The 17,597-nt window shown below is 69.7% G+C and carries 18 protein-coding genes; 8 read left to right on the forward strand and 10 right to left on the reverse strand.

Going from position 1 to position 17,597, the window contains the following annotated elements:
* Nucleotide 1: 1 nt before the first annotated feature.
* From E8D38_RS17085 to E8D38_RS17100, 4 genes are read left to right on the forward strand one after another with little or no spacing between them, the layout of a single operon-like run.
* Nucleotides 2–1,369: an SDR family oxidoreductase gene (locus E8D38_RS17085; protein WP_140633550.1), complete on the forward strand. Its 1,368-nt coding sequence runs from the start codon at nt 2–4 to the stop codon at nt 1,367–1,369.
* Nucleotides 1,320–3,815 (forward strand): ligase-associated DNA damage response DEXH box helicase, encoded by a 2,496-nt coding sequence (locus tag E8D38_RS17090; protein ID WP_140633553.1) that lies wholly within the window; start codon nt 1,320–1,322, stop codon nt 3,813–3,815. The genes E8D38_RS17085 and E8D38_RS17090 overlap by 50 nt, the downstream gene beginning before the upstream one ends.
* Entirely contained in the window at nt 3,812–4,210 is a 399-nt protein-coding gene (locus E8D38_RS17095; RefSeq protein WP_140633556.1) for a YkvA family protein, read from the forward strand. Before E8D38_RS17090 ends, E8D38_RS17095 begins: the two co-directional genes overlap by 4 nt.
* Nucleotides 4,192–4,704 (forward strand): thermonuclease family protein, encoded by a 513-nt coding sequence (locus tag E8D38_RS17100; RefSeq protein WP_181179195.1) that lies wholly within the window; start codon nt 4,192–4,194, stop codon nt 4,702–4,704. Before E8D38_RS17095 ends, E8D38_RS17100 begins: the two co-directional genes overlap by 19 nt.
* Before the next feature lie 100 nt (nt 4,705–4,804).
* On the opposite strand, the gene E8D38_RS17105 is transcribed toward E8D38_RS17100, so the two are convergent.
* On the reverse strand, nt 4,805–5,155 hold the full coding sequence (locus E8D38_RS17105) for a BON domain-containing protein (protein WP_425462787.1): 351 nt from the start codon (nt 5,153–5,155) through the stop codon (nt 4,805–4,807).
* A gap of 147 nt (nt 5,156–5,302) precedes the next feature.
* On the opposite strand from E8D38_RS17105, the gene E8D38_RS17110 reads away from it, so the two are divergent.
* The 3 genes from E8D38_RS17110 to E8D38_RS17120 all read left to right on the forward strand — a co-directional run bounded on the left by E8D38_RS17110 (nt 5,303) and on the right by E8D38_RS17120 (nt 7,257).
* A complete protein-coding gene (locus E8D38_RS17110) occupies nt 5,303–6,202 on the forward strand; it encodes an SPFH domain-containing protein (RefSeq protein ID WP_246099538.1) in 900 nt (299 codons plus the stop codon).
* 17 nt (nt 6,203–6,219) lie between these two features.
* The gene (locus E8D38_RS17115; RefSeq protein WP_140633562.1) at nt 6,220–6,414 is read left to right on the forward strand and encodes a type II toxin-antitoxin system antitoxin; all 195 of its coding nucleotides are present in this window, start codon (nt 6,220–6,222) and stop codon (nt 6,412–6,414) included.
* A gap of 111 nt (nt 6,415–6,525) precedes the next feature.
* A complete protein-coding gene (locus E8D38_RS17120; RefSeq protein WP_140633565.1) occupies nt 6,526–7,257 on the forward strand; it encodes a nucleotide-binding protein in 732 nt (243 codons plus the stop codon).
* Nucleotides 7,258–7,278: 21 nt separating this feature from the next.
* Here the strand turns inward: E8D38_RS17120 and rocF are convergent, their stop codons facing one another.
* The 9 genes from rocF to E8D38_RS17165 form a co-directional block, all read right to left on the reverse strand.
* Nucleotides 7,279–8,196, reverse strand: a complete 918-nt coding sequence (gene rocF, locus E8D38_RS17125; RefSeq protein ID WP_140633568.1) for an arginase — start codon at nt 8,194–8,196, stop codon at nt 7,279–7,281.
* A complete protein-coding gene (locus E8D38_RS17130) occupies nt 8,193–9,113 on the reverse strand; it encodes an LOG family protein (RefSeq protein WP_140633571.1) in 921 nt (306 codons plus the stop codon). Before E8D38_RS17130 ends, rocF begins: the two co-directional genes overlap by 4 nt.
* Nucleotides 9,114–9,152: 39 nt before the next feature.
* Complete coding sequence (locus tag E8D38_RS17135; RefSeq protein WP_140633575.1) at nt 9,153–9,719, reverse strand: DUF3299 domain-containing protein; 567 nt, start codon at nt 9,717–9,719, stop codon at nt 9,153–9,155.
* A gap of 5 nt (nt 9,720–9,724) precedes the next feature.
* Complete coding sequence (locus tag E8D38_RS17140) at nt 9,725–10,987, reverse strand: ABC transporter permease (protein ID WP_140633578.1); 1,263 nt, start codon at nt 10,985–10,987, stop codon at nt 9,725–9,727.
* Nucleotides 10,984–11,718, reverse strand: coding sequence for an ABC transporter ATP-binding protein (locus E8D38_RS17145; RefSeq protein WP_140633581.1), 735 nt, complete (start codon nt 11,716–11,718; stop codon nt 10,984–10,986). Before E8D38_RS17145 ends, E8D38_RS17140 begins: the two co-directional genes overlap by 4 nt.
* On the reverse strand, nt 11,715–12,257 hold the full coding sequence (locus E8D38_RS17150; protein WP_181179196.1) for a DUF2796 domain-containing protein: 543 nt from the start codon (nt 12,255–12,257) through the stop codon (nt 11,715–11,717). Before E8D38_RS17150 ends, E8D38_RS17145 begins: the two co-directional genes overlap by 4 nt.
* The gene (locus tag E8D38_RS17155) at nt 12,254–13,006 is read right to left on the reverse strand and encodes a HesA/MoeB/ThiF family protein (protein ID WP_140633587.1); all 753 of its coding nucleotides are present in this window, start codon (nt 13,004–13,006) and stop codon (nt 12,254–12,256) included. The genes E8D38_RS17150 and E8D38_RS17155 overlap by 4 nt, the downstream gene beginning before the upstream one ends.
* A gap of 81 nt (nt 13,007–13,087) precedes the next feature.
* Entirely contained in the window at nt 13,088–14,530 is a 1,443-nt protein-coding gene (locus E8D38_RS17160) for a S41 family peptidase (protein ID WP_140633590.1), read from the reverse strand.
* Between the two features lie 173 nt (nt 14,531–14,703).
* Nucleotides 14,704–15,789: an ABC transporter ATP-binding protein gene (locus E8D38_RS17165; protein WP_140633593.1), complete on the reverse strand. Its 1,086-nt coding sequence runs from the start codon at nt 15,787–15,789 to the stop codon at nt 14,704–14,706.
* Between the two features lie 87 nt (nt 15,790–15,876).
* Here E8D38_RS17165 and E8D38_RS17170 point away from each other — a divergent pair, with 87 nt between their 5' ends.
* Nucleotides 15,877–17,478, forward strand: coding sequence for an ABC transporter permease (locus E8D38_RS17170; RefSeq protein ID WP_140633596.1), 1,602 nt, complete (start codon nt 15,877–15,879; stop codon nt 17,476–17,478).
* Nucleotides 17,479–17,597 lie beyond the last annotated feature (119 nt).

Genomic DNA, 17,597 nt, shown 5'->3' on the forward strand with positions numbered 1-17,597 from the left:
CATGAGAGTCCTCGTTTGTGGAGCCACCGGCTGCATCGGCAGCGCCATTGCCGCCGGCTTGCGTGCCCACGGGCATGTGGTGGTAGCGGCGCATCGCGGTGCGCCCGATCACCCGGATCACCTGGCCATCGACTACACCGAGTCGCTCACGCCGGTGCAATGGGCGCAACGCCTGCAGGCGGCCGGCGGGTTCGACGTGGTGGTCAACGCCGTGGGAGTGCTCATGCCGGTCGGCGAGGCCACCTTCGAGCGGGTGCACACGCATGGTCCCATCGCGCTGTTACGCGGCGCGGCGCTGGCCGGCGTGCGGCGCATCGTGCAGATCTCGGCGCTGGGCGTGGGCCGCGGGCCCGAGGGCCTGCGCACGCCCTACGCCATGAGCAAGCTGCTGGCCGACGAGGCACTGGCCGAGGTCGGCCATGCGAGTAGCGGCCGCACCGACTGGGCCGTCGTGCGCCCGAGCCTCGTCTACGGCCCGCGAAGCCAGAGCGCCGCGCTGTTCCGTCTGCTGGCGAGCCTGCCGGTGGTGAGCCTGCCCGGCCGCGGGCGGCAGCGGGTGCAGCCCATCCACGTGACGGAGCTCGCCGAATGCGTATGCCGCATGGTCGATCACGCCGCGCCCATCGGCCGCGTCATCGAACTGGCCGGCCCGCAGGTGCTGGGCTGGCGCGACATGCTGGCCTGCTACCGCGCCGCGCAAGGCCTGGCCGAGCCGCTGTGGCTGCCGCTGCCCATGCCGCTGATGCGCCTGGGCGCCTGGTGCGCGCAGGCCCTGCCGCAGAAGGTGTTCAGCCCCGACACGCTCACCATGCTCGAGCGCGGCAACACCACCCAGCGCAACGGCGCGCGCGAATGGCTGGGCCGCGACGCCACGCCGATGCAGGACGCCTTGTGGCACGAGCCATCGACCGTGGGCACGCTGCCCGCGCCGCTGCACTTCGCGCTGCGATGCACGGTCTCGGCGATGTGGCTGTACACGGCCCTCGTCACCGCAGGGCTGCCCCAGGAGTCCCGGGTGCTCGAACTGCTGGCACGTTGCGGCTTCGAGGGGCAGGCGGGCGTCGCGGTGATGTGGGCGTCGTGTTCGCTCAACACGGTGCTGGGCCTGTGGCTGCTGCTGCGCCCCAACGCCTGGGCCTATGCCTTCCAGGTGGCCGCGGTGGTGGGCTACACCGCCACCGCCGCCTGGAACATGCCCGAGCTCACCATCGACCATTGCGGGCCGCTCATCAAGAACCTGCCGGTGCTGGGCCTGCTCGTGCTGCTGTGGGCCACCGCCCGCGGCACGCGCGCTCGCGCCAGCGCGAATAATCGGCCGCATGTCGAATTCGCCCCCGCCGCCGTGGAGCGCCGTCACCGGATGGTTTGACGCGCGCGGCTGGCGGCCCTTCGACTTCCAGCGCGAGGTCTGGGCCGCCGCCGCAGCCGGCAGGAGCGGCCTGCTGCATGCCACCACCGGCGCGGGCAAGACCTATGCGGTGTGGTTCGGGGCCCTGGGCCGCTGGCGGGCGCTGGGTGGCGAGCCGGCATCACGCCATGCCGAGCCGCTGCGGGTGTTGTGGATCACGCCGATGCGGGCGCTCGCCGCCGACACCACGCGGGCCATCACGCTGCCGCTGGCCGGCATTGCGCCTTCCTGGACGGTGGGCGCGCGCACCGGCGACACGCCCTCGGCCGAGCGCGCGAGGCAGGACCGGCGCTACCCGAGCGCGCTGGTCACCACGCCTGAATCGCTCTGCCTCATGCTCACCCGCGAGAACGCGCGGGAGGAACTGGCATCGCTGCAGTTCGTCATCGTCGACGAGTGGCATGAGCTGCTGGGCAGCAAGCGGGGCGTGCAGGTGCAGCTCGCGCTCGCACGCCTCAGGCGCTGGAACCCGCAGCTGGTGGTGTGGGCCCTGAGCGCCACGCTGGGCAACCTGGAAGAGGCCGCGCGGGTGCTGCTGGGCCACGACGGGGGCCTGCTGGTGCGCGGGCGCATCGAGAAATCGCTGGTCATCGACACGCTGCTGCCGGCCGACCCCGGACGCTTCTCCTGGGCGGGCCACCTGGGCAGCCAGATGCAGCAGCCCGTCATCGAGGAGATCGAAAGGAGCGGCACCACGCTGGTGTTCACCAACGTGCGTTCGCAGGCCGAGATCTGGTACCAGCTCCTCCTGCAGGAGCGCCCCGAATGGGCCGGCCTGGTGGCGCTGCACCACGGATCGCTCGACAAGGCGGTGCGCGAATGGGTGGAGCTGGGCCTGAAGGAAGGGCGGCTGAAGGCGGTGGTGGCGACCTCGTCGCTCGACCTGGGCGTCGACTTCCTGCCGGTGGAGCGGGTGCTGCAGATCGGCTCGGCCAAGGGCGTGGCGCGGCTGCTGCAGCGTGCGGGCCGCAGCGGCCATGCACCGGGGCGGCCTTCGCGCGTGACGCTGGTGCCCACCCACACGATGGAGCTGGTGGAAGCCGCCGCGGCACGGCGTGCGGCGCAGGCCGGCCATGTGGAGCGGCGCGAGTCGCCTGCCAAGCCGCTGGACGTGCTGGTGCAGCACCTGGTGACGGTGGCGCTGGGCGGCGGCTTCACCGCCGATGCGATGTACGACGAGGTGCGTGCGAGCCATGCCTACCGCGATCTCACGCGAGAGGAGTTCGACTGGGCACTGGCCTTCGTCGAGCGCGGCGGCGCCAGCCTGGGCGCCTACCCCGAGTACCACCGCGTGCAGCAGGTCGACGGCGTGTACCGCGTGCCCGATCGCGGCATCGCCAAGCGCCACCGGCTGCAGGTGGGCACCATCGTCTCCGACGCGTCGATGCAGGTGCGGTGGATGAGCGGCGGCACGTTGGGCACCATCGAGGAAGGATTCATCGCGCGGCTGCGCAAGGGCGACCATTTCGTGTTCGCCGGCCGCGTGCTCGAATACGTGCGCACCCAGGACATGGCCGCCTATGTCCGCCGTGCCTCCCGCAAGAAGGGCATCGTGCCGGCCTGGTCGGGCAGCAAGATGCAGCTGTCGGCCGAACTGGCCGGCTCCGTGCTCGAGATGCTGCAGGCGGCTGCGCAGGGCGACTTCACCGAACCGGAGATGGCCGCCGCCGCGCCGATGCTGCGCACCCAGGCCAAGCTGTCGCGGCTGCCCACGCCGCACAGCCTGCTGATCGAGCGCTACCACTCGCGTGAGGGCCAGCACCTGTACGTGTACTCGTTCGCCGGCCGCAATGCGAACCTCGGTCTCGCATCGCTGCTCGCCTTGCGCCTGGCCCGCAATGCGCCCAACACCTTCAGCCTCTCGTTCAACGACTACGGCTTCGAGCTGCTGAGCGCCCTGCCGGTCGACCCGACGCCGCTGCTCGACAAGCGTGTGCTGGCGCCCGACGAGCTGCTGCACGACGTGCTGGCCAGCCTCAACTCGGGCGAGCTCTCGCAACGGCGCTTCCGCGAGATCGCGCGGGTGGCCGGGCTCGTGTTCAGCGGCTACCCCGGCGCGCCCAAGAGCCTGAAGCAGCTGCAGGCATCCAGCTCGCTCTTCTACGAGGTGTTTCGCAAGTACGATGCCGGCAACCTGTTGCTGAGCCAGGCCGACAACGAAGTGCTGAGCCAGGAACTGGACATCCGGCGCATCGCGGCCGCGCTCGAAGACATGAGGTCGAAGCAGGTCGAATTCGTGGAGCTCGAAGTGCCCAGCCCGATGAGCCTGCCGCTGATGGTGGAGCGCTTCCGGGAACAGCTCACCACCGAAAAACTCAAGGACCGACTGGAGCGCATGCTCAAGGACATGAACGCCGCTGCGGAAGCCGAGCCCGAGCGGCCGCCGGCGAAAAGGAAACGTGCATGAAAAGACTCGGCAAGCTCTTCGGCGCAGCCAACCGCGCGCGGCTGGCGACCTACCTGCTGGCGCTGTGGAAGCTTTTCACCCACCCGGATACGCCGCGTGCCGCCAAGCTGGTCGCGATCGCGGTGCTGGCCTATGCGGTGAGCCCCATCGACCTGATCCCCGACTTCGTGCCGGTGCTCGGCATGCTCGACGACGTGGTGCTCATTCCGCTGGGCATCGCGCTGGTGGTGAAACTGACGCCCCGGCCGCTGTGGGAGGCGCGGCTGCGCGAGGCCGAGGCCGGCCGCGACAAGGTGCCGCGCATGCTTTGGGGGGCCGTGGCCATCGTGCTCGTGTGGCTGGTGGTGCTGGGCTTGTCCGGCTGGGGTGTGGCGCGTTGGCTCGGCTATCTGTGAGGCGGCTGCTGGCGGTGGCGCTGCTGGCCGGGCTGTGCGGATCGGCTGCGGCCAGGCCGCATGAACGGGTGCTGCACGGCACGGTCACGCATGTGAGCGACGGCGACACGCTGTGGATCCGCACCGCGGCGGCCGACCGGCCGCCGGTCAAGCTGCGGCTCGCCGGCATCGACGCGCCCGAGCGCTGCCAGGCGCACGGCGAAGCGTCACGAGCCGCCTTGCAGGCGCGCCTGATGGGGCGGCCCGTGGCGGCGTTCACCCAGGCGGTGGACGTGCACGGCCGCGTCGTGGCCCGCGTGCAGGAGCGCGACACCGATGTGGCGGCATGGCTGGTGGCGCAGGGCCACGCCTGGTCGCCGGGCTACCGCGGGCGGCCCGGCCTGTATGCCCGGCAGGAAGCCAGCGCCCGGCAAGGCCGCAAGGGGTTGTTTGCCGACCCGGCGGCGGAGCCGCCAAAGGAGTTCAGGCGGCGCCACGGCCCTTGCCCTCGTTGAGGCACGAACGCGACGACGGTGCACGCAGCACCCGGCTGAGTGCACCGTCGCAAGTCAACAGTTCAACAATTCAACGATTCGACGTGAGGCTGCTCGCGCGTCAGGGCTGCACGATCACGTTGTTGCGCACGGCCTTCACGCCTTCGGTGTCGGCCGCAATGGCGCCGGCGCGGTCCTTCTCTTCCTGCGACTTCGCGAAACCGCTCAACTGCACCGTGTTGTTCATCGTCTCCACGTTGATCGCCGTGGCGGCCACTGCCGGATCCTTCGCGTACTTGGCCTTGATGGCTGTGGTGATCTGCGTGTCGTCGACGAAGGCGCCGGCCGTCTGCTGGCCCCGCGTCACCGCGCATCCGGCAACAGTTCCCAGGCTCAATGCCACGGCAGCTGCGAGCGCCGCAGTGCGGAGGTGGTTTTTCAACATAGATGTTCCTTTCTTGCTGCGTGCCATGGCAGGCACGAAGGAAGCTTAGGCATGCGCCACAGCCGGGGCTGTCGTCCGGTGCTTCGAAGTGGTGTCAGCCGAGGCTGACAGCGCCCGCTTGACGCTCTGTCGGGTGGATATTAGAGTGATATCACTTTTCGGGAAGGAGAACCGATGAAGATCGAAATGCACTCGAATCCGCAGGAGCGCCCGTACCAGTCTGCGAACGGTTATGTGATGGTGCTGGCGGGCGTTGCGCTGATCGTCATGGGTGCGCTGATGATCATGCGCGGCGCAGGGCTGCCCGGCCTTGGCGGCCTCGTGCTCGTGCTCGCGGCGCTGCTGGGGGGCCTCTTCGTGCTGGCCGGGCTGTACATGCTGCAACCCAACGAAGGCGCCATCCTGCTGCTGTTCGGCAAGTACAGCGGTACGGACCGCACCGAGGGCCTGCGGTGGGCCAACCCGTTGCAGACCAAGCACAAGATCTCGCTGCGCGCGCGCAACCTCAACACGCCGCCGCTGAAGGTGAACGACAAGCGCGGCAACCCTGTCGAGATCGGCACGGCCGTCGTGTGGCGGGTGCGTGATACCGCGCAAGCCGTGTTCGGTGTGGACCACTACGAGGCCTTCGTGAAGGTGCAGGCCGAGGCGGCGCTGCGGCGCCTGGCTTCAATGTATGCCTACGACAGCGGCGAGGACCTTGCGCCCGACGAGACCACCCTGCGCGCCGGCCTCGACGACGTGGCCGCCGCACTCAAGGCCGAGCTCGATGCGCGCTTTGCCGGCGCCGGCGTGGAGGTGCTGGACGCGAAGCTCACCCACCTCGCCTATGCCCCCGAGATCGCGCAGGTCATGCTGCGTCGTCAGCAGGCCGAGGCGATCGTCAGCGCGCGCTATCGCATCGTGGCGGGCGCCGTCGGCATGGTCGAGGCCGCGCTCAACGGGTTGTCCGAGCGCAACGTGGTCGAGCTCGACGACGAGCGCCGGGCCGCCATGGTGTCCAATCTGCTGGTCGTGCTGTGTTCGGACCGCGAGACCCAGCCGGTCGTCAACACGGGCACCCTCTACACCTGACCCACACTGCAGGCGAGATGGCCAGTCCCGGCAAGAAGTCCTACCCGCTGCGCATCGACCCCGCCTTGTGGGAAGAGATCGAACGCCTGGCGGCGCAGGAGCTGCGCAGCGCCAACGCGCAGGTTGAGTTCCTGCTGCGCGAGAGCCTGGCGCGGCGGGGCCGCATGCCCGCGCCTGCGGCCAGGCGCGCCCCAGCGGCCAAGAAGGGCTGAGCCCTGGCCGCGCAGGTGGTGCACGAGCTGGCGCCTGGGCACACAATGCGGCCCACCGGCATGCTGCCTGCCGGCCTCGCGACACACGAGCCTTCAAAGGAGCGACACGAGATGACGACCACCCAGATCCCGACGCTGGAAAGCACGCCGGTCACCAACGTCCACTTCGTGGGTGGTGAAAAGGGCGGGGTCGGCAAGTCCATGGTGTCGCGCCTGCTCGCGCAGTACTTCATCGACAACGAACTCCCGTTCGCCGGCTTCGACACCGACCGCTCGCACGGCTCGCTGATGCGCTTCTATGCCGGCTATGCCAAGGCGGTGCTGGTGGACAGCTACGAGGCGCTCGACTCCATCATCGAAGCCGCCGTGGAGCAGCCGGGCCGCAGCGTGGTGGTCGACCTTGCCGCGCAGACCCACGACCCGCTGGTGAAGTGGATGGACGAGTCCGGCGTGCTGGACCTGGCCGACATGTCCGGCCTCGCCATCCACTACTGGCACGTCATGGACTCCGGGCGCGATTCGGTGGACCTGCTGAAGAAGCTGCTCGACCGTTTCGGCCAGCGCCTGCACTACGTGCTGGTGCTGAACCAGCTGCGCGGCGACGACTTCGGCCAGCTCGAGCGCTCGGGCGAGAAGGAGCGGGCGCTGGCCCTGGGTGCCAGGGTCGTCGAGCTCAAGCGCCTGCACGAAGGCACGGTGCAGAAGATCGACGCGAGCAACAGCAGCTTCTGGGCCGCCCGCAACCTCGGCAAGGAAGGCCCGAGCCTCGGGCTCATGGAGCGCCAGCGGCTGAAGCTCTGGATGCAGCACGCGTACGGGCAGATCGAGCGGGCGGTGGGCTGACGACCTGCGGCCGCAGCGCCGCTACTTGCGCATCAGCGTGCTCTTGCCGAACAGGCTCTCGATGTAGTCGACCGCCAGGATGGCGGTGCGGTTGCGCACGTCGAAGGCCGGGTTGAGTTCCATCACGTCGAGCGATGCGAGGCGGCCGGTGTCGGCGATCATCTCCATGCACAGCTGCGCCTCGCGGTAGGTGGGCCCGCCCATCACGGTGGTTCCCACGCCCGGCGCCACTTCGGGGTCGAGGAAGTCCACGTCGAAGCTCACGTGCAGGTGAGTGTTGCTGTCCATCGTGGCCAGCGCGAGCTCCATCGTGTGGCGCATGCCCATCTCGTCGATGTAGCGCATGTCGAAGACCTCGAGGTCCATCTCGTGCACGAAGCGCTTCTCGCCTTCGTCCACGCTGCGGATGCCGATCTGGCGCACCCACTTCGGGCTGATGGCCGGCACGTGGCCGCCGATCTCGACCAGCTCCTTCGGGCCATGGCCGCACAGGCAGGCCACCGGCATGCCGTGGATGTTGCCGCTGGGCGTGATGATGCTGGTGTTGAAGTCGGCATGCGCGTCCAGCCACAGTACGCGCAGCTTCTTGCCCTTCTCGCGGCAGTGGCGGGCCACCGCGCTGATGGAGCCGATGGCCAGGCAATGGTCGCCGCCCAGCAGGATGGGCAGGCGGCCGCCGGCGAGTTCGCCGTGCACCGCGTCGTGCACCGCCTGGTTCCAGGCCACCACCTCGCCCAGGTGGCGGTAGCCCTCGTCGGGCGGCAGCCACGGGTTGTGCGGGCCGCTGATGTTGCCGCGGTCGATGACCTCGAGCCCGCGCCCCTGCAGCGCGGCCTGCAGGCCGGCCACCCGCAGCGCCTCGGGGCCCATCGACGCGCCGCGCGCACCCGCGCCCACGTCCGTGGGCGCACCGATCAAGGAGACTTTGTGTTGTTTCATACGTCTTCTGCAAACGAGCCGGTCAGGCTCACGGGGCCGTCCAGCTGGTAGGCGTGCTGGATCGCAGCCCACGCTTCCTCAGCTGTCTCGACGAACTCGAAAAGGTTCACGTCCTGCGGGCTGATCATGCCGGTCTCGACCAGCAGGTCGAAGTTGATGAGCCGTGCCCAGAAGTCGCGGCCGAACAGCAGGATGGGGCGGCGCCGGCACTTGCCGGTCTGCATGAGGGTGAGCACCTCGAAGAACTCGTCGAGCGTGCCGAAGCCGCCGGGGAAGCACACCAGCGCGATCGAGCGCATCAGGAAGTGCATCTTGCGCAGCCCGAAGTAGTGGAACTGGAAGCACAGTTCGGGCGTGATGTACGGGTTGGGCTCCTGCTCGTGCGGCAGCACGATGTTGAGGCCCACGCTCTTGCCGCCCTTCACGTCGAGGGCGCCGCGGTTGCCCGCTTCCATGATGCCGGGGCCGCCGCCGGTGACCACGTAGACCGGCGGGTCGAACTGCTGCGAGGCGCGCGTGATGAGTTCGGCCAGCGTGCGCGCTTCGTCGTAGTAGCGCGACATGGCCACATGCATCTCGGCGCGCCGGATGGCGGTGTTGTCGGGGCCCTCGCCGCTGCGCTGCGCGGCCTCGAGCATCTGCTGCGCGACGTCGGGCGGCAGGATGCGGGCGCTGCCGAAGATCACCACGGTCGACTCGATGCCGTGTTCGCGCTGCACCATCTCGGGCTTGAGCAGCTCGAGCTGCATGCGCACCGGGCGCAGCTCCTCGCGCAGCAGGAACTCGGTGTCGGTGAATGCGAGCCGGTAGGCGCTTTCGGGCCCGCCGTACAACGATGGCGGGGTGACTGCGGCCGCTTCCTCTTGTGCGGACGGGAAATTGCGGACGGCGGCGAATTTGCGGCGCTTCTTGTTCATGCGGGCGAGCTTACTCCGAGCAGGAGGGGGCGGGCAGACCTACTTGGCCGGCGGGGCGACGTAGCGCTCCACCTTGTCGGCGCGCAGCTTGTAGCCGCTCACGCCCATGTAGGAGTCCTGCCGCGTCGTGCTCAGCAGCCCGTTGACCCACACCGTGTCCATCGAGTGGAAGCCCTTCACCGGCTTGTCGAGTACCACGTGGACGATCTGGTTGGCCGGCGGCGGCGGCGAGTGGATGCAGGCGCCGAAGTAGGGCACCAGCAAAAATTCCTTCAGCAGGCCCTTGGCCTCCTCGAGCGGCACCACGTAGCCGGGCAGGCGGATGGCGGCACCGTCGAGCGCGGCATTGGTGGGCGCGTTGTCCCAGATGTCGCGCATGTCCTTGAGCATCTGCTGCGCACGCGGGTCGCCGTCGTTGAACAGGCTCAGGTTCACGCCGGCGTCCTTGTTGCCGCGCAGCTGCTTGAGCGGGTCCCAGTCCTTGGGCATGAGGTCGTCCCACTGGATCTCGCGGTAGGGGCCGCCGGCGGCCAGGGCCCATGGCGCGGCAGCGGCGGTCAGCGTCAGCGCAAGCCCCGCGGCCCGCAGGCAGGTGCGTCTCTTCATGGTGTTCAGATCCTTGGTGAAAGGCCATCGGCCAGGGACAGCCGGTAGGCGCGCCAGCCGGGCACCAGGCTCGCCAGCCAGCCTCCGGCAAGCACCGCGCCCATGAGCGCCCATTCTGTGCTGCCCGGCATACCCAGGTGCAGGGCGATGCCGAACCGCGCCTCGAACCAGCCGCCGGCGAGCGCCACCGCTGCGGCATGCGCCAGCGCGCCGAGCACCACGCCGCACAGCGTGACGAGCGCACCCTCGGCGGCCAGCAGCAGCAGCATCTGTCGTGGGCCGGCGCCGGCGGCGCGCAGGATGGCCAGCTCGCGCCGTCGCTCGTCGAGGCCGGCGAGGATCACCGCCACCAGGCCGCCCAGGCTCACCAGCGCCACCAGCGCACTGATGGCCTGGAGCCCGCGTTCACCCGCGCCGACCACGGTCCACAGCTCGTCGAGCACCACGCCCGGCAGGATGGCCATGAGCGGCTCGGCCTCGAAGGAAGCCACGTGGCGCTGCACCGCGAACACCGCCGCGCGCCCCTTCAGGCCCAGCAGCACCGCGGTCACCGTCCTGGGTGTGAGGTTCTGTTGTGCGGCCTGCTCGGCCGTCACCGAAAGCCCGGGCAGCGGCACTCCGGCCACCCAGTCGAGATGCAGCGCCTCCATGGCCTGCAGGCTGATGTGCACCGAGCGGTCCACCGGCGTGCCGGTGCGTGCCAGCACGCCCACCACGGTGAACGGCTTGTTGGCGTGGTCGTTGCCGGCCAGGGCGCCGTCGCCGTGGCTCAGCACGATGCGGTCGCCCAGCTTGTAGCCCAGGCGCTCGGCCACCTCGGCGCCCAGCACGGTGTCGAACAAGGCCTCGAAGCGCCGGCCCTGCCAGAGCTGGAGCGGCTGCTGGTCGCCGTGGCGGAAGTGCTCGAAGTAGCCGGTGGTCGTGCCCACCACCGCAAAGCCGCGGTGGCTGTCGCCCAGCGAGATGGGCACCATCCAGGCGACCGCCTTGTGCCCGGCGAGGGCCTGTGCGCTGCTCCAGCGCATGTTGTTGGTGGCGCTGCCGATGCGGAACACCGAATACAGCAGCAGCTGGACCGGCCCGGTGCGGGCGCCCACGATCAGGTCGGTGCCGGAGATGGACTGCGAGAAGTTCTCGCGCACGTCGTTGCGGATGCGTTCGATGCCCAGCAGCAGGAAGGTGGACAGCGCGATCGACAGCACGATCAGCGACAGCACGAAACGCCGGTTCCATGCGCTGCGCGCGGCGAGCGACAACATGGCCTTCATGCCGCACTCTCCGCGGCTGCGGCGGCCCGGTTGAGCAACGCGAGGTCGACGTGGTGCGTGAAGTGCGACGCCAGCCGGGCGTCGTGGCTCACGAACAGCAGGGCGCTGCCGGCGGCGGCGCATTCGGCCAGCAGCAGGCGCATGAAGTCGTCGCGCCGCGCCTCGTCGAGGGCCGAGGTGGGCTCGTCGGCGATCACCAGCTCAGGCCGGCCGATGAGCGCACGCGCTGCGGCGACCCGCTGCTGCTGGCCCACCGACAGCTCGCGCGCCGGCCGCTGCCACAGCGCCGGCCCGAGGCCCACGTGCTGCAGCAGCTCCTGCGCGGCATCGCGTGCCCCGCGGTGGCTGTCGGCGGCCCGCTGTGCGCGCCGCTTCGAGAAGCGGCACGGCAGCAGCACGTTGTCGAGTACCGACAGGTAGGGCAGCAGGTTGAACTGCTGGAACACGTAGCCCACATGGTCGGCCCGCAGGCGGTCGCGCCGCGCGGCCGAAAGTTGCCGCCAGTCGTGCCCGAGCAGGCTCACCTCACCCTGCTGCGCCACCAGCACGCCCGCGGCCATCGACAGCAGCGTGCTCTTGCCGCAGCCGCTGGGCCCGCGCATGAACACCGCCTGGCCGGCCGCGACGTGCAGCTGGTCGATGGCGATGCTGTCGGCCGCAGCCCGCGGCCACCGGAAGCGCACGTCGCGCAGCTGCAGCAGCGATGCAGCGGCCGTGTCGGCCGCGCTCATCGGGCAGGCAGGCGCAAGGTCTTGTCCGGGCGCCTGAGCGTCGCCTTGGCCTGGCCCTTGGGGCCAGCCATCTGGACCTCGATGCGCTGCATCCGCGGGAAGGCCTCGAACAGGCCGAGCTCGAGCGTCGCCAGGGCCTGGGGCTGGCGGCATTCGAACCGGTAGCCGGCGTCGACGTCGGCATGGCCGTCTTCTTCGGCCTTGCCCGGCGCGCCCTCATCGAACAAGGCCGATTCGACCGTGCCCTCGCGCAGCTGGCATGCTGCTTCGGCGTTCGGCCGCAGCCAGGGCGCGGCCTCACGCAGGCGCTGCTGCAGCTGCGCTGCGGCCTGCTTCTGCGCCGCCGTGCGGGGGCGGTGCTCGAAGCCGAGCAGGCTGTCGGCCGGCGCTTCGAGCTGCACCGAAAGCGTCGGCCCGTCCACCGCCACGTCGAGCGTCACGACGCCATGCACGTGGGCCTTCTGCTGGGCGGCGGCGCCGCCGAGGCCGCAAAGGCTCAAGCACACGGCCCATAGGCCCCTGCGGTAGCGGGTGCTCATCGCAGGCCCCCGCACACGGGGCAGTCGGGTTGTCTCAGCACACGCACTTCGTTCCATTCCATCGTCAGGGCATCCAGCATGAGGAGTCGGCCGGCCAGCGTCTTGCCGATGCCGGCCAGCAGCTTGAGTGCCTCGGCGGCCTGCATGGTTCCGATCATGCCGACCAGCGGCGCGAACACCCCCATGGTCGCGCAGGCCACTTCCTCCACCGCCTGGTCGGGGGCGAAGACGCAGGCATAGCAGGGGCTGGCGTCGTCGCGCGGGTCGTACACCGAAATCTGCGCCTCGAAGCGGATGGCGGCGCCTGCCACCAGCGGCTTGCGGTGCTTCACGCAGGCGCGGTTGACCGCCTGGCGGGTGGCGAAGTTGTCGCTGCAGTCGAGCACCACGTCGGCCTGGTGCACCAGTTCGTCGAGCAGCGCGGCGTCGGCCCGGCGGGCCACGGTGCGCAGCTTCACGCCCGGGTTGAGCGCCGCAATGCCCTTGGCGGCCGACTCCACCTTGGGCAGGCCGATGCGGTCGAAGCTGTGGGCGATCTGGCGCTGCAGGTTGGTGAGGTCCACCGTGTCGTGGTCGACCACGGTGATGCGCCCCACGCCCGCCGAGCCGAGGTAGAGCAGCGCCGGCGACCCCAGGCCGCCGGCGCCGATGACCAGGGCCTGCCCATCGAGCAGGCGCTGCTGGCCTTCGACGCCGATCTCATCGAGCAGGATGTGCCGGCTGTAGCGCAGGAGCTGGTCGTCGTTCATGCGGCGAGCATAACCACTGCCCATGAACCAAAACAAAAGCCCGCCGGTGGGCGGGCTTTCGCGGGGAAGGGAGGCGGGGCCTCAGTTGGCCTTGGCGCTTTCGACCGGCCGCTCGACCGCGCTCTTGCTCACCAGCACCGGCTTGCCCTTCAGGCGGTTGAGCGCCTGCTGCAGCTGGAAGTCTTCGGTGCTGCCGAACTCGGGCAGCGGCTTGGGCGGCTGCTTGCTCTTGGCCTGCTCTTCCTCGAGCCGCTTGAGCGCCTCTTCGCGCGCCTTCTCGCGTGCTGGATCCTTGGCTTCGGGTGCCTTGTCGTTGCCGATGTGCTTTTCGAGGTCGGCCTCGCGCGGGCGCAGGGCGGCGAACACGTTGCCTTCGGCGGTTTCGTCGAGCATCACGTCGGGCACGATGCCGCGGGCCTGGATCGACTTGCCCGAGGGGGTGTAGTAGCGCGCCGTGGTGATCTTGAGCGCGGTGTCGGGCGACAGCTGCTTCACCGTCTGCACCGAACCCTTGCCGAAAGTCTGCGCGCCCATCACGACGGCGCGCTTGTGGTCCTGCAGGGCGCCGGCGACGATTTCGCTGGCCGAGGCGGAGCCTTCGTTCACCAGCACCACCAGCGGCACGTTCTTCAGGGCCTCGGGCAGCTTGCGCAGCGGGTCGCTGCCGCCGCGGCGCAGGTAGTCGTCGGGCCGGGCCATGAAGGTGGCCTTGCTCTCGGCGATCTGGCCGTTGGTGCTGACCACCACCGCGTCGCGGGGGAGGAAGGCCGCCGAGATGGCGACCGCGCCTTCGAGCAGGCCGCCCGGGTCGTTGCGCAGGTCGAGCACGAAGCCCTTGATGCTGGGGTCCTGCTTGTAGAGCTCTTCGACCTTGCGAACGAAGTCCTCGACCGTGCGGTCCTGGAACTGGCTCACGCGCACCCAGGCGTAGCCGGGCTCCACCATCTTGGCGCGCACGCTCTGGACCTTGATCTCTTCGCGGGTGATGGTGACAGGGAAGCTGCGGCTTTCGGCCTTGCGGAAGATGGTGAGCACCACCTTCGTGGACGGTTCGCCGCGCATCTTCTTCACGGCCTGGTCGAGCGTGAGGCCCTTGACGAAGGTGTCGTCGATCTTGGTGATGAGGTCGCCGCTCTTCAGGCCGGCGCGGAAGGCCGGCGAGCCTTCGATCGGGGAGACGACCTTCACCAGGCCGTCTTCCATGCCGATCTCGATGCCCACGCCGACGAACTTGCCGGAGGTGCCTTCGCGGAATTCCTTGAAGCTCTTCTTGTCGAAGAACTGCGAATGCGGGTCGAGCCCGGCGACCATGCCGCCGATGGCATCGTTGATGAGCTTCTTCTCGTCAACCGGTTCCACGTACTCTTTCTTCACGTGGTCGAACACGGAGGCGAGCTGCTGCATCTCTTCGAGGGGCAGCGGAGCGAACGAGCTGCGTGCAATGGCTTGCAACTGCATCGTCGTCAACGCGCCGGCCACAGCACCGAGCGCAACCCAACCGGCAACTTTCAGCTTGGCTCCCATGGGGCGAAGCTCCTTCAACAACAAAGACGATGACTAGCAAAACTCGCACCCAGTATAGGTGCGGGGCCTGCGCTTGGAACCGCAAAAACCCGGTAAGTTGCCGGCCAGTTCTGCAAAGAATTGTTTGGGTCCGGACCTATTCCTCAAGAAGGACGGGCTGCACGCCGCAGGCGCTACGCAGCCTGCCGCGGAAAGGTCACCACGTGGTCGACCTGGGGCCGGATGCCGATCCATTCGCCGAGCTGGTGGTCGTGGTGCGACGGCACGTGGGCCAGCACCTGCTCGCCGCTGGCGAGCTGCAGCGTGTAGAGGAACTCGGAGCCGCGGAAGGCCTTCGCCCGGATCTGCGCCTTCACCGGCGCGTCGTCGTCGTGGACGATGTCGTCGGCGCGCAGCAGCACCTCGCAGGCGCCGCCGGGGTAGGCGCCCGGCAGCGGGCATTCGTCCACGTCGGCCAGGTCGCCCAGCGGCGTGCGCACCACCGTGCCGCCGGGGCCGGCGATGATCTGCGCGGGCGTGAACACGCCATGGCCGATGAAGTCGGCCACGAAGCGGGTGGCCGGCCGGTGGTAGAGCTGGTAGGCGCTGTCCCACTGGTCGAGCTGGCCGTGCTGCATGACGCCGATCACGTCGCCGAGCGCAAACGCCTCCAGCTGGTCGTGGGTGACGAACAGCGCCGTCGTGCCGGTCTGCTTCAGGATGGCCCGCACTTCCTGGGCCAGGCGCCCGCGCAGGTCCACGTCGAGGCTGGAGAACGGTTCGTCCAGCAGCAGCAGCCGCGGCGCCGGCGCCAGTGCGCGGGCCAGCGCGATGCGCTGCTGCTGGCCGCCCGACAGCTGGTGCGGCAACCGCTTCGCGGTGGCGGCCAGCCCCACGAGGTCGAGCATCTCCTGCACCCGCTGCTGGCGCTGCGCGCGGGGCAGCCGGTGCAGGCCGAAGCCCACGTTGTCGGCGATCGACAGGTGGGGAAAGAGCGCGTAGTCCTGGAACACCATGCCGATGCGCCGGGCCTCGGGCGGCTGGTGGATGCCGGCTTGTGCATCGCTCAGGGTTTCACCGCCCAGCGCGATGCGTCCTGCCGTGGGCCGCTCCAGCCCTGCGACCGCCCGCAGCAAGGAGGTCTTGCCGCAGCCCGAAGGCCCGATCAGCACGCCGATCTGCCCCGGCGCCAAGGCCAGCGACACCTGTTCTACCGCCGCCCGCACCCCTTGCGAACTGCCGGGGTACTGCACGCAAACGTGGTCAAGCTCCAGAAACATCGGCCTATGATACCGGTCGCTTACAAATGAACATCGTTCTCATTTCCCTTCCGGTCGCGGGTGGGCGGCCTTGAAAGTCCCCGTTTGATGCGTCTGATCGTCGTGCTGTGTGCGGTGCTGGCACTGCCGGTGCTGGGGGTGCTCGGCTCCTGGTTCGGCTTCAGCAGCGAAAGCCTGTCCGTCCTGCAGCACCAGGCCCGTACGGTGCTGCCGGGCTATGCATGGACGTCGCTGTGGCTCGCGCTGTCGGTGGCCATCGGCGTGGCTGTAGTGGGCGGCGCCACGGCAGCCGCGGTGAGCCTGTTCGAATTCCCCGGGCGGCGCTGGTTCGAATGGGCCTTGCTGCTGCCGCTGGCCATGCCGGCCTACGTGCTGGCCTATGCCTACACCGACTTCCTCCAGTTCAGCGGCCCGCTGCAGACCGGCCTGCGCGCGCTGACCGGCGCCCAGGGTGCGCTGTGGCCCGACGTGCGCAGCCTGTGGGGCGCGGTGCTGCTGTTCGTGCTGTCGCTGTACCCGTATGCCTATCTGCTCACCCGCGCCGCGCTCACCGAACGCGGCGTGGCGCTGATGGAAGCGGCACGCCTGCTCGGCGCCAGCCCGGCCCGGCGCGTGCGCGAGGTGGCGCTGCCGCTGGCCCGGCCTGCGCTGGCGGCCGGCGTGGCACTGGCGCTCATGGAAACGCTGGCCGACTACGGCGTGGGATCCTACTTCGGCCTCAACACCTTCACCACCGGCATCTACAAGGCCTGGCTGGTGATGGATGACCGCCTGGCCGCGGCCCAGCTCGCCACGCTGCTGCTGGCGCTGGTGGCCGCGCTGGTGTGGCTGGAGCAGCGCGCCCAGTCGCGGCTGCGTTTTGCCACCGCCCGGCGCGGACCGGCCCACAGCGCCGAGGCGCGGCCCTTGCGCCTGGCCGGGCTGCGTGCGGCGGCCGCCTGGCTGTTGTGCGCGCTGCCGGTGGTGCTCGGGTTCGTGCTGCCGGTGCTGGTGCTGCTGCGCCTGATGTGGGGCGAAGCGCAGCATGGCGAGTTCGGCCTGCCGTGGGACCGCTTTGCCCGGTGGGGCTGGACCAGCTTCAAGCTCGCCGCCGGCAGCGCGGTGCTGGCCGCCGCACTGGCGCTGGCGCTGGCGTTCGCACTGCGCGCCCGGCCGCAGCCGCTGCTGCGCGCAGCCACGCGGGTGGTGTCGCTGGGTTATGCGGTGCCGGGCGCGGTGATCGCGGTGGGCATCCTGCTGCCGGTGGGCTGGGTGCAATCCCGCTGGCCCGGCTCGGGTGCCGCCGCGCTGATGACGGGCACGCTGCTCGGGCTGGTGTACGCCTACCTCGTGCGGTTCTCGGCGGTGGCGCTGCATTCGGTGGAGTCGGGCTATGCGCGCATCCCGCTGCATTTCGACGAGTCGGCCCGCACGCTGGGCGTGAGCCGGCCGCGGCTGTTCTTCGGTGTGCACGCGCCGCTGCTCAAGCGCTCGGCCCTGGCTGCAGCATTGCTCGTGTTCGTCGACGTGATGAAGGAGCTGCCGGCCACGCTGGTGCTGCGCCCGTTCAACAGCGACACGCTGGCGGTGGTGGCCTACCAGCTGGCGCGCGACGAGCGGCTGTCGGAGGCGGCGCTGCCGTCGCTGGCCATCGTGCTGGTCGGGCTGATCCCGGTGCTGCTGCTGTCGCGCTCGATGCGTGAGGGCTAGGGCCTGTTAACGCTATTTGGAGCCTCACGTGACCCAGGAAACGGGCGCCATCAAGGCGCAAAGCGGAAGCGGGGTCGTTCCCCCGCTGAGCATTTGCAACGCGGAGGGCGCCCGTTTCC

Source organism: Methylibium rhizosphaerae (assembly GCF_006386545.1).
Lineage (GTDB): Bacteria > Pseudomonadota > Gammaproteobacteria > Burkholderiales > Burkholderiaceae_C > Pseudorivibacter > Pseudorivibacter rhizosphaerae.

What these genes read in the sequence shown, in the direction of transcription:
- E8D38_RS17130 (WP_140633571.1), bottom strand. Translation starts at nt 9,113, where the DNA reads ATGAACAAGAAGCGCCGCAAATTCGCCGCCGTCCGCAATTTCCCGTCC.
- E8D38_RS17110 (WP_246099538.1), top strand. Translation starts at nt 5,303, where the DNA reads ATGAAGATCGAAATGCACTCGAATCCGCAGGAGCGCCCGTACCAGTCT.
- E8D38_RS17155 (WP_140633587.1), bottom strand. Translation starts at nt 13,006, where the DNA reads ATGAACGACGACCAGCTCCTGCGCTACAGCCGGCACATCCTGCTCGAT.
- E8D38_RS17115 (WP_140633562.1), top strand. Translation starts at nt 6,220, where the DNA reads ATGGCCAGTCCCGGCAAGAAGTCCTACCCGCTGCGCATCGACCCCGCC.
- E8D38_RS17150 (WP_181179196.1), bottom strand. Translation starts at nt 12,257, where the DNA reads ATGAGCACCCGCTACCGCAGGGGCCTATGGGCCGTGTGCTTGAGCCTT.
- E8D38_RS17170 (WP_140633596.1), top strand. Translation starts at nt 15,877, where the DNA reads ATGCGTCTGATCGTCGTGCTGTGTGCGGTGCTGGCACTGCCGGTGCTG.
- E8D38_RS17140 (WP_140633578.1), bottom strand. Translation starts at nt 10,987, where the DNA reads ATGAAGGCCATGTTGTCGCTCGCCGCGCGCAGCGCATGGAACCGGCGT.
- E8D38_RS17085 (WP_140633550.1), top strand. Translation starts at nt 2, where the DNA reads ATGAGAGTCCTCGTTTGTGGAGCCACCGGCTGCATCGGCAGCGCCATT.
- rocF (WP_140633568.1), bottom strand. Translation starts at nt 8,196, where the DNA reads ATGAAACAACACAAAGTCTCCTTGATCGGTGCGCCCACGGACGTGGGC.
- E8D38_RS17105 (WP_425462787.1), bottom strand. Translation starts at nt 5,155, where the DNA reads ATGGCACGCAGCAAGAAAGGAACATCTATGTTGAAAAACCACCTCCGC.
- E8D38_RS17090 (WP_140633553.1), top strand. Translation starts at nt 1,320, where the DNA reads ATGTCGAATTCGCCCCCGCCGCCGTGGAGCGCCGTCACCGGATGGTTT.
- E8D38_RS17165 (WP_140633593.1), bottom strand. Translation starts at nt 15,789, where the DNA reads ATGTTTCTGGAGCTTGACCACGTTTGCGTGCAGTACCCCGGCAGTTCG.
- E8D38_RS17120 (WP_140633565.1), top strand. Translation starts at nt 6,526, where the DNA reads ATGACGACCACCCAGATCCCGACGCTGGAAAGCACGCCGGTCACCAAC.
- E8D38_RS17160 (WP_140633590.1), bottom strand. Translation starts at nt 14,530, where the DNA reads ATGGGAGCCAAGCTGAAAGTTGCCGGTTGGGTTGCGCTCGGTGCTGTG.
- E8D38_RS17095 (WP_140633556.1), top strand. Translation starts at nt 3,812, where the DNA reads ATGAAAAGACTCGGCAAGCTCTTCGGCGCAGCCAACCGCGCGCGGCTG.
- E8D38_RS17145 (WP_140633581.1), bottom strand. Translation starts at nt 11,718, where the DNA reads ATGAGCGCGGCCGACACGGCCGCTGCATCGCTGCTGCAGCTGCGCGAC.
- E8D38_RS17135 (WP_140633575.1), bottom strand. Translation starts at nt 9,719, where the DNA reads ATGAAGAGACGCACCTGCCTGCGGGCCGCGGGGCTTGCGCTGACGCTG.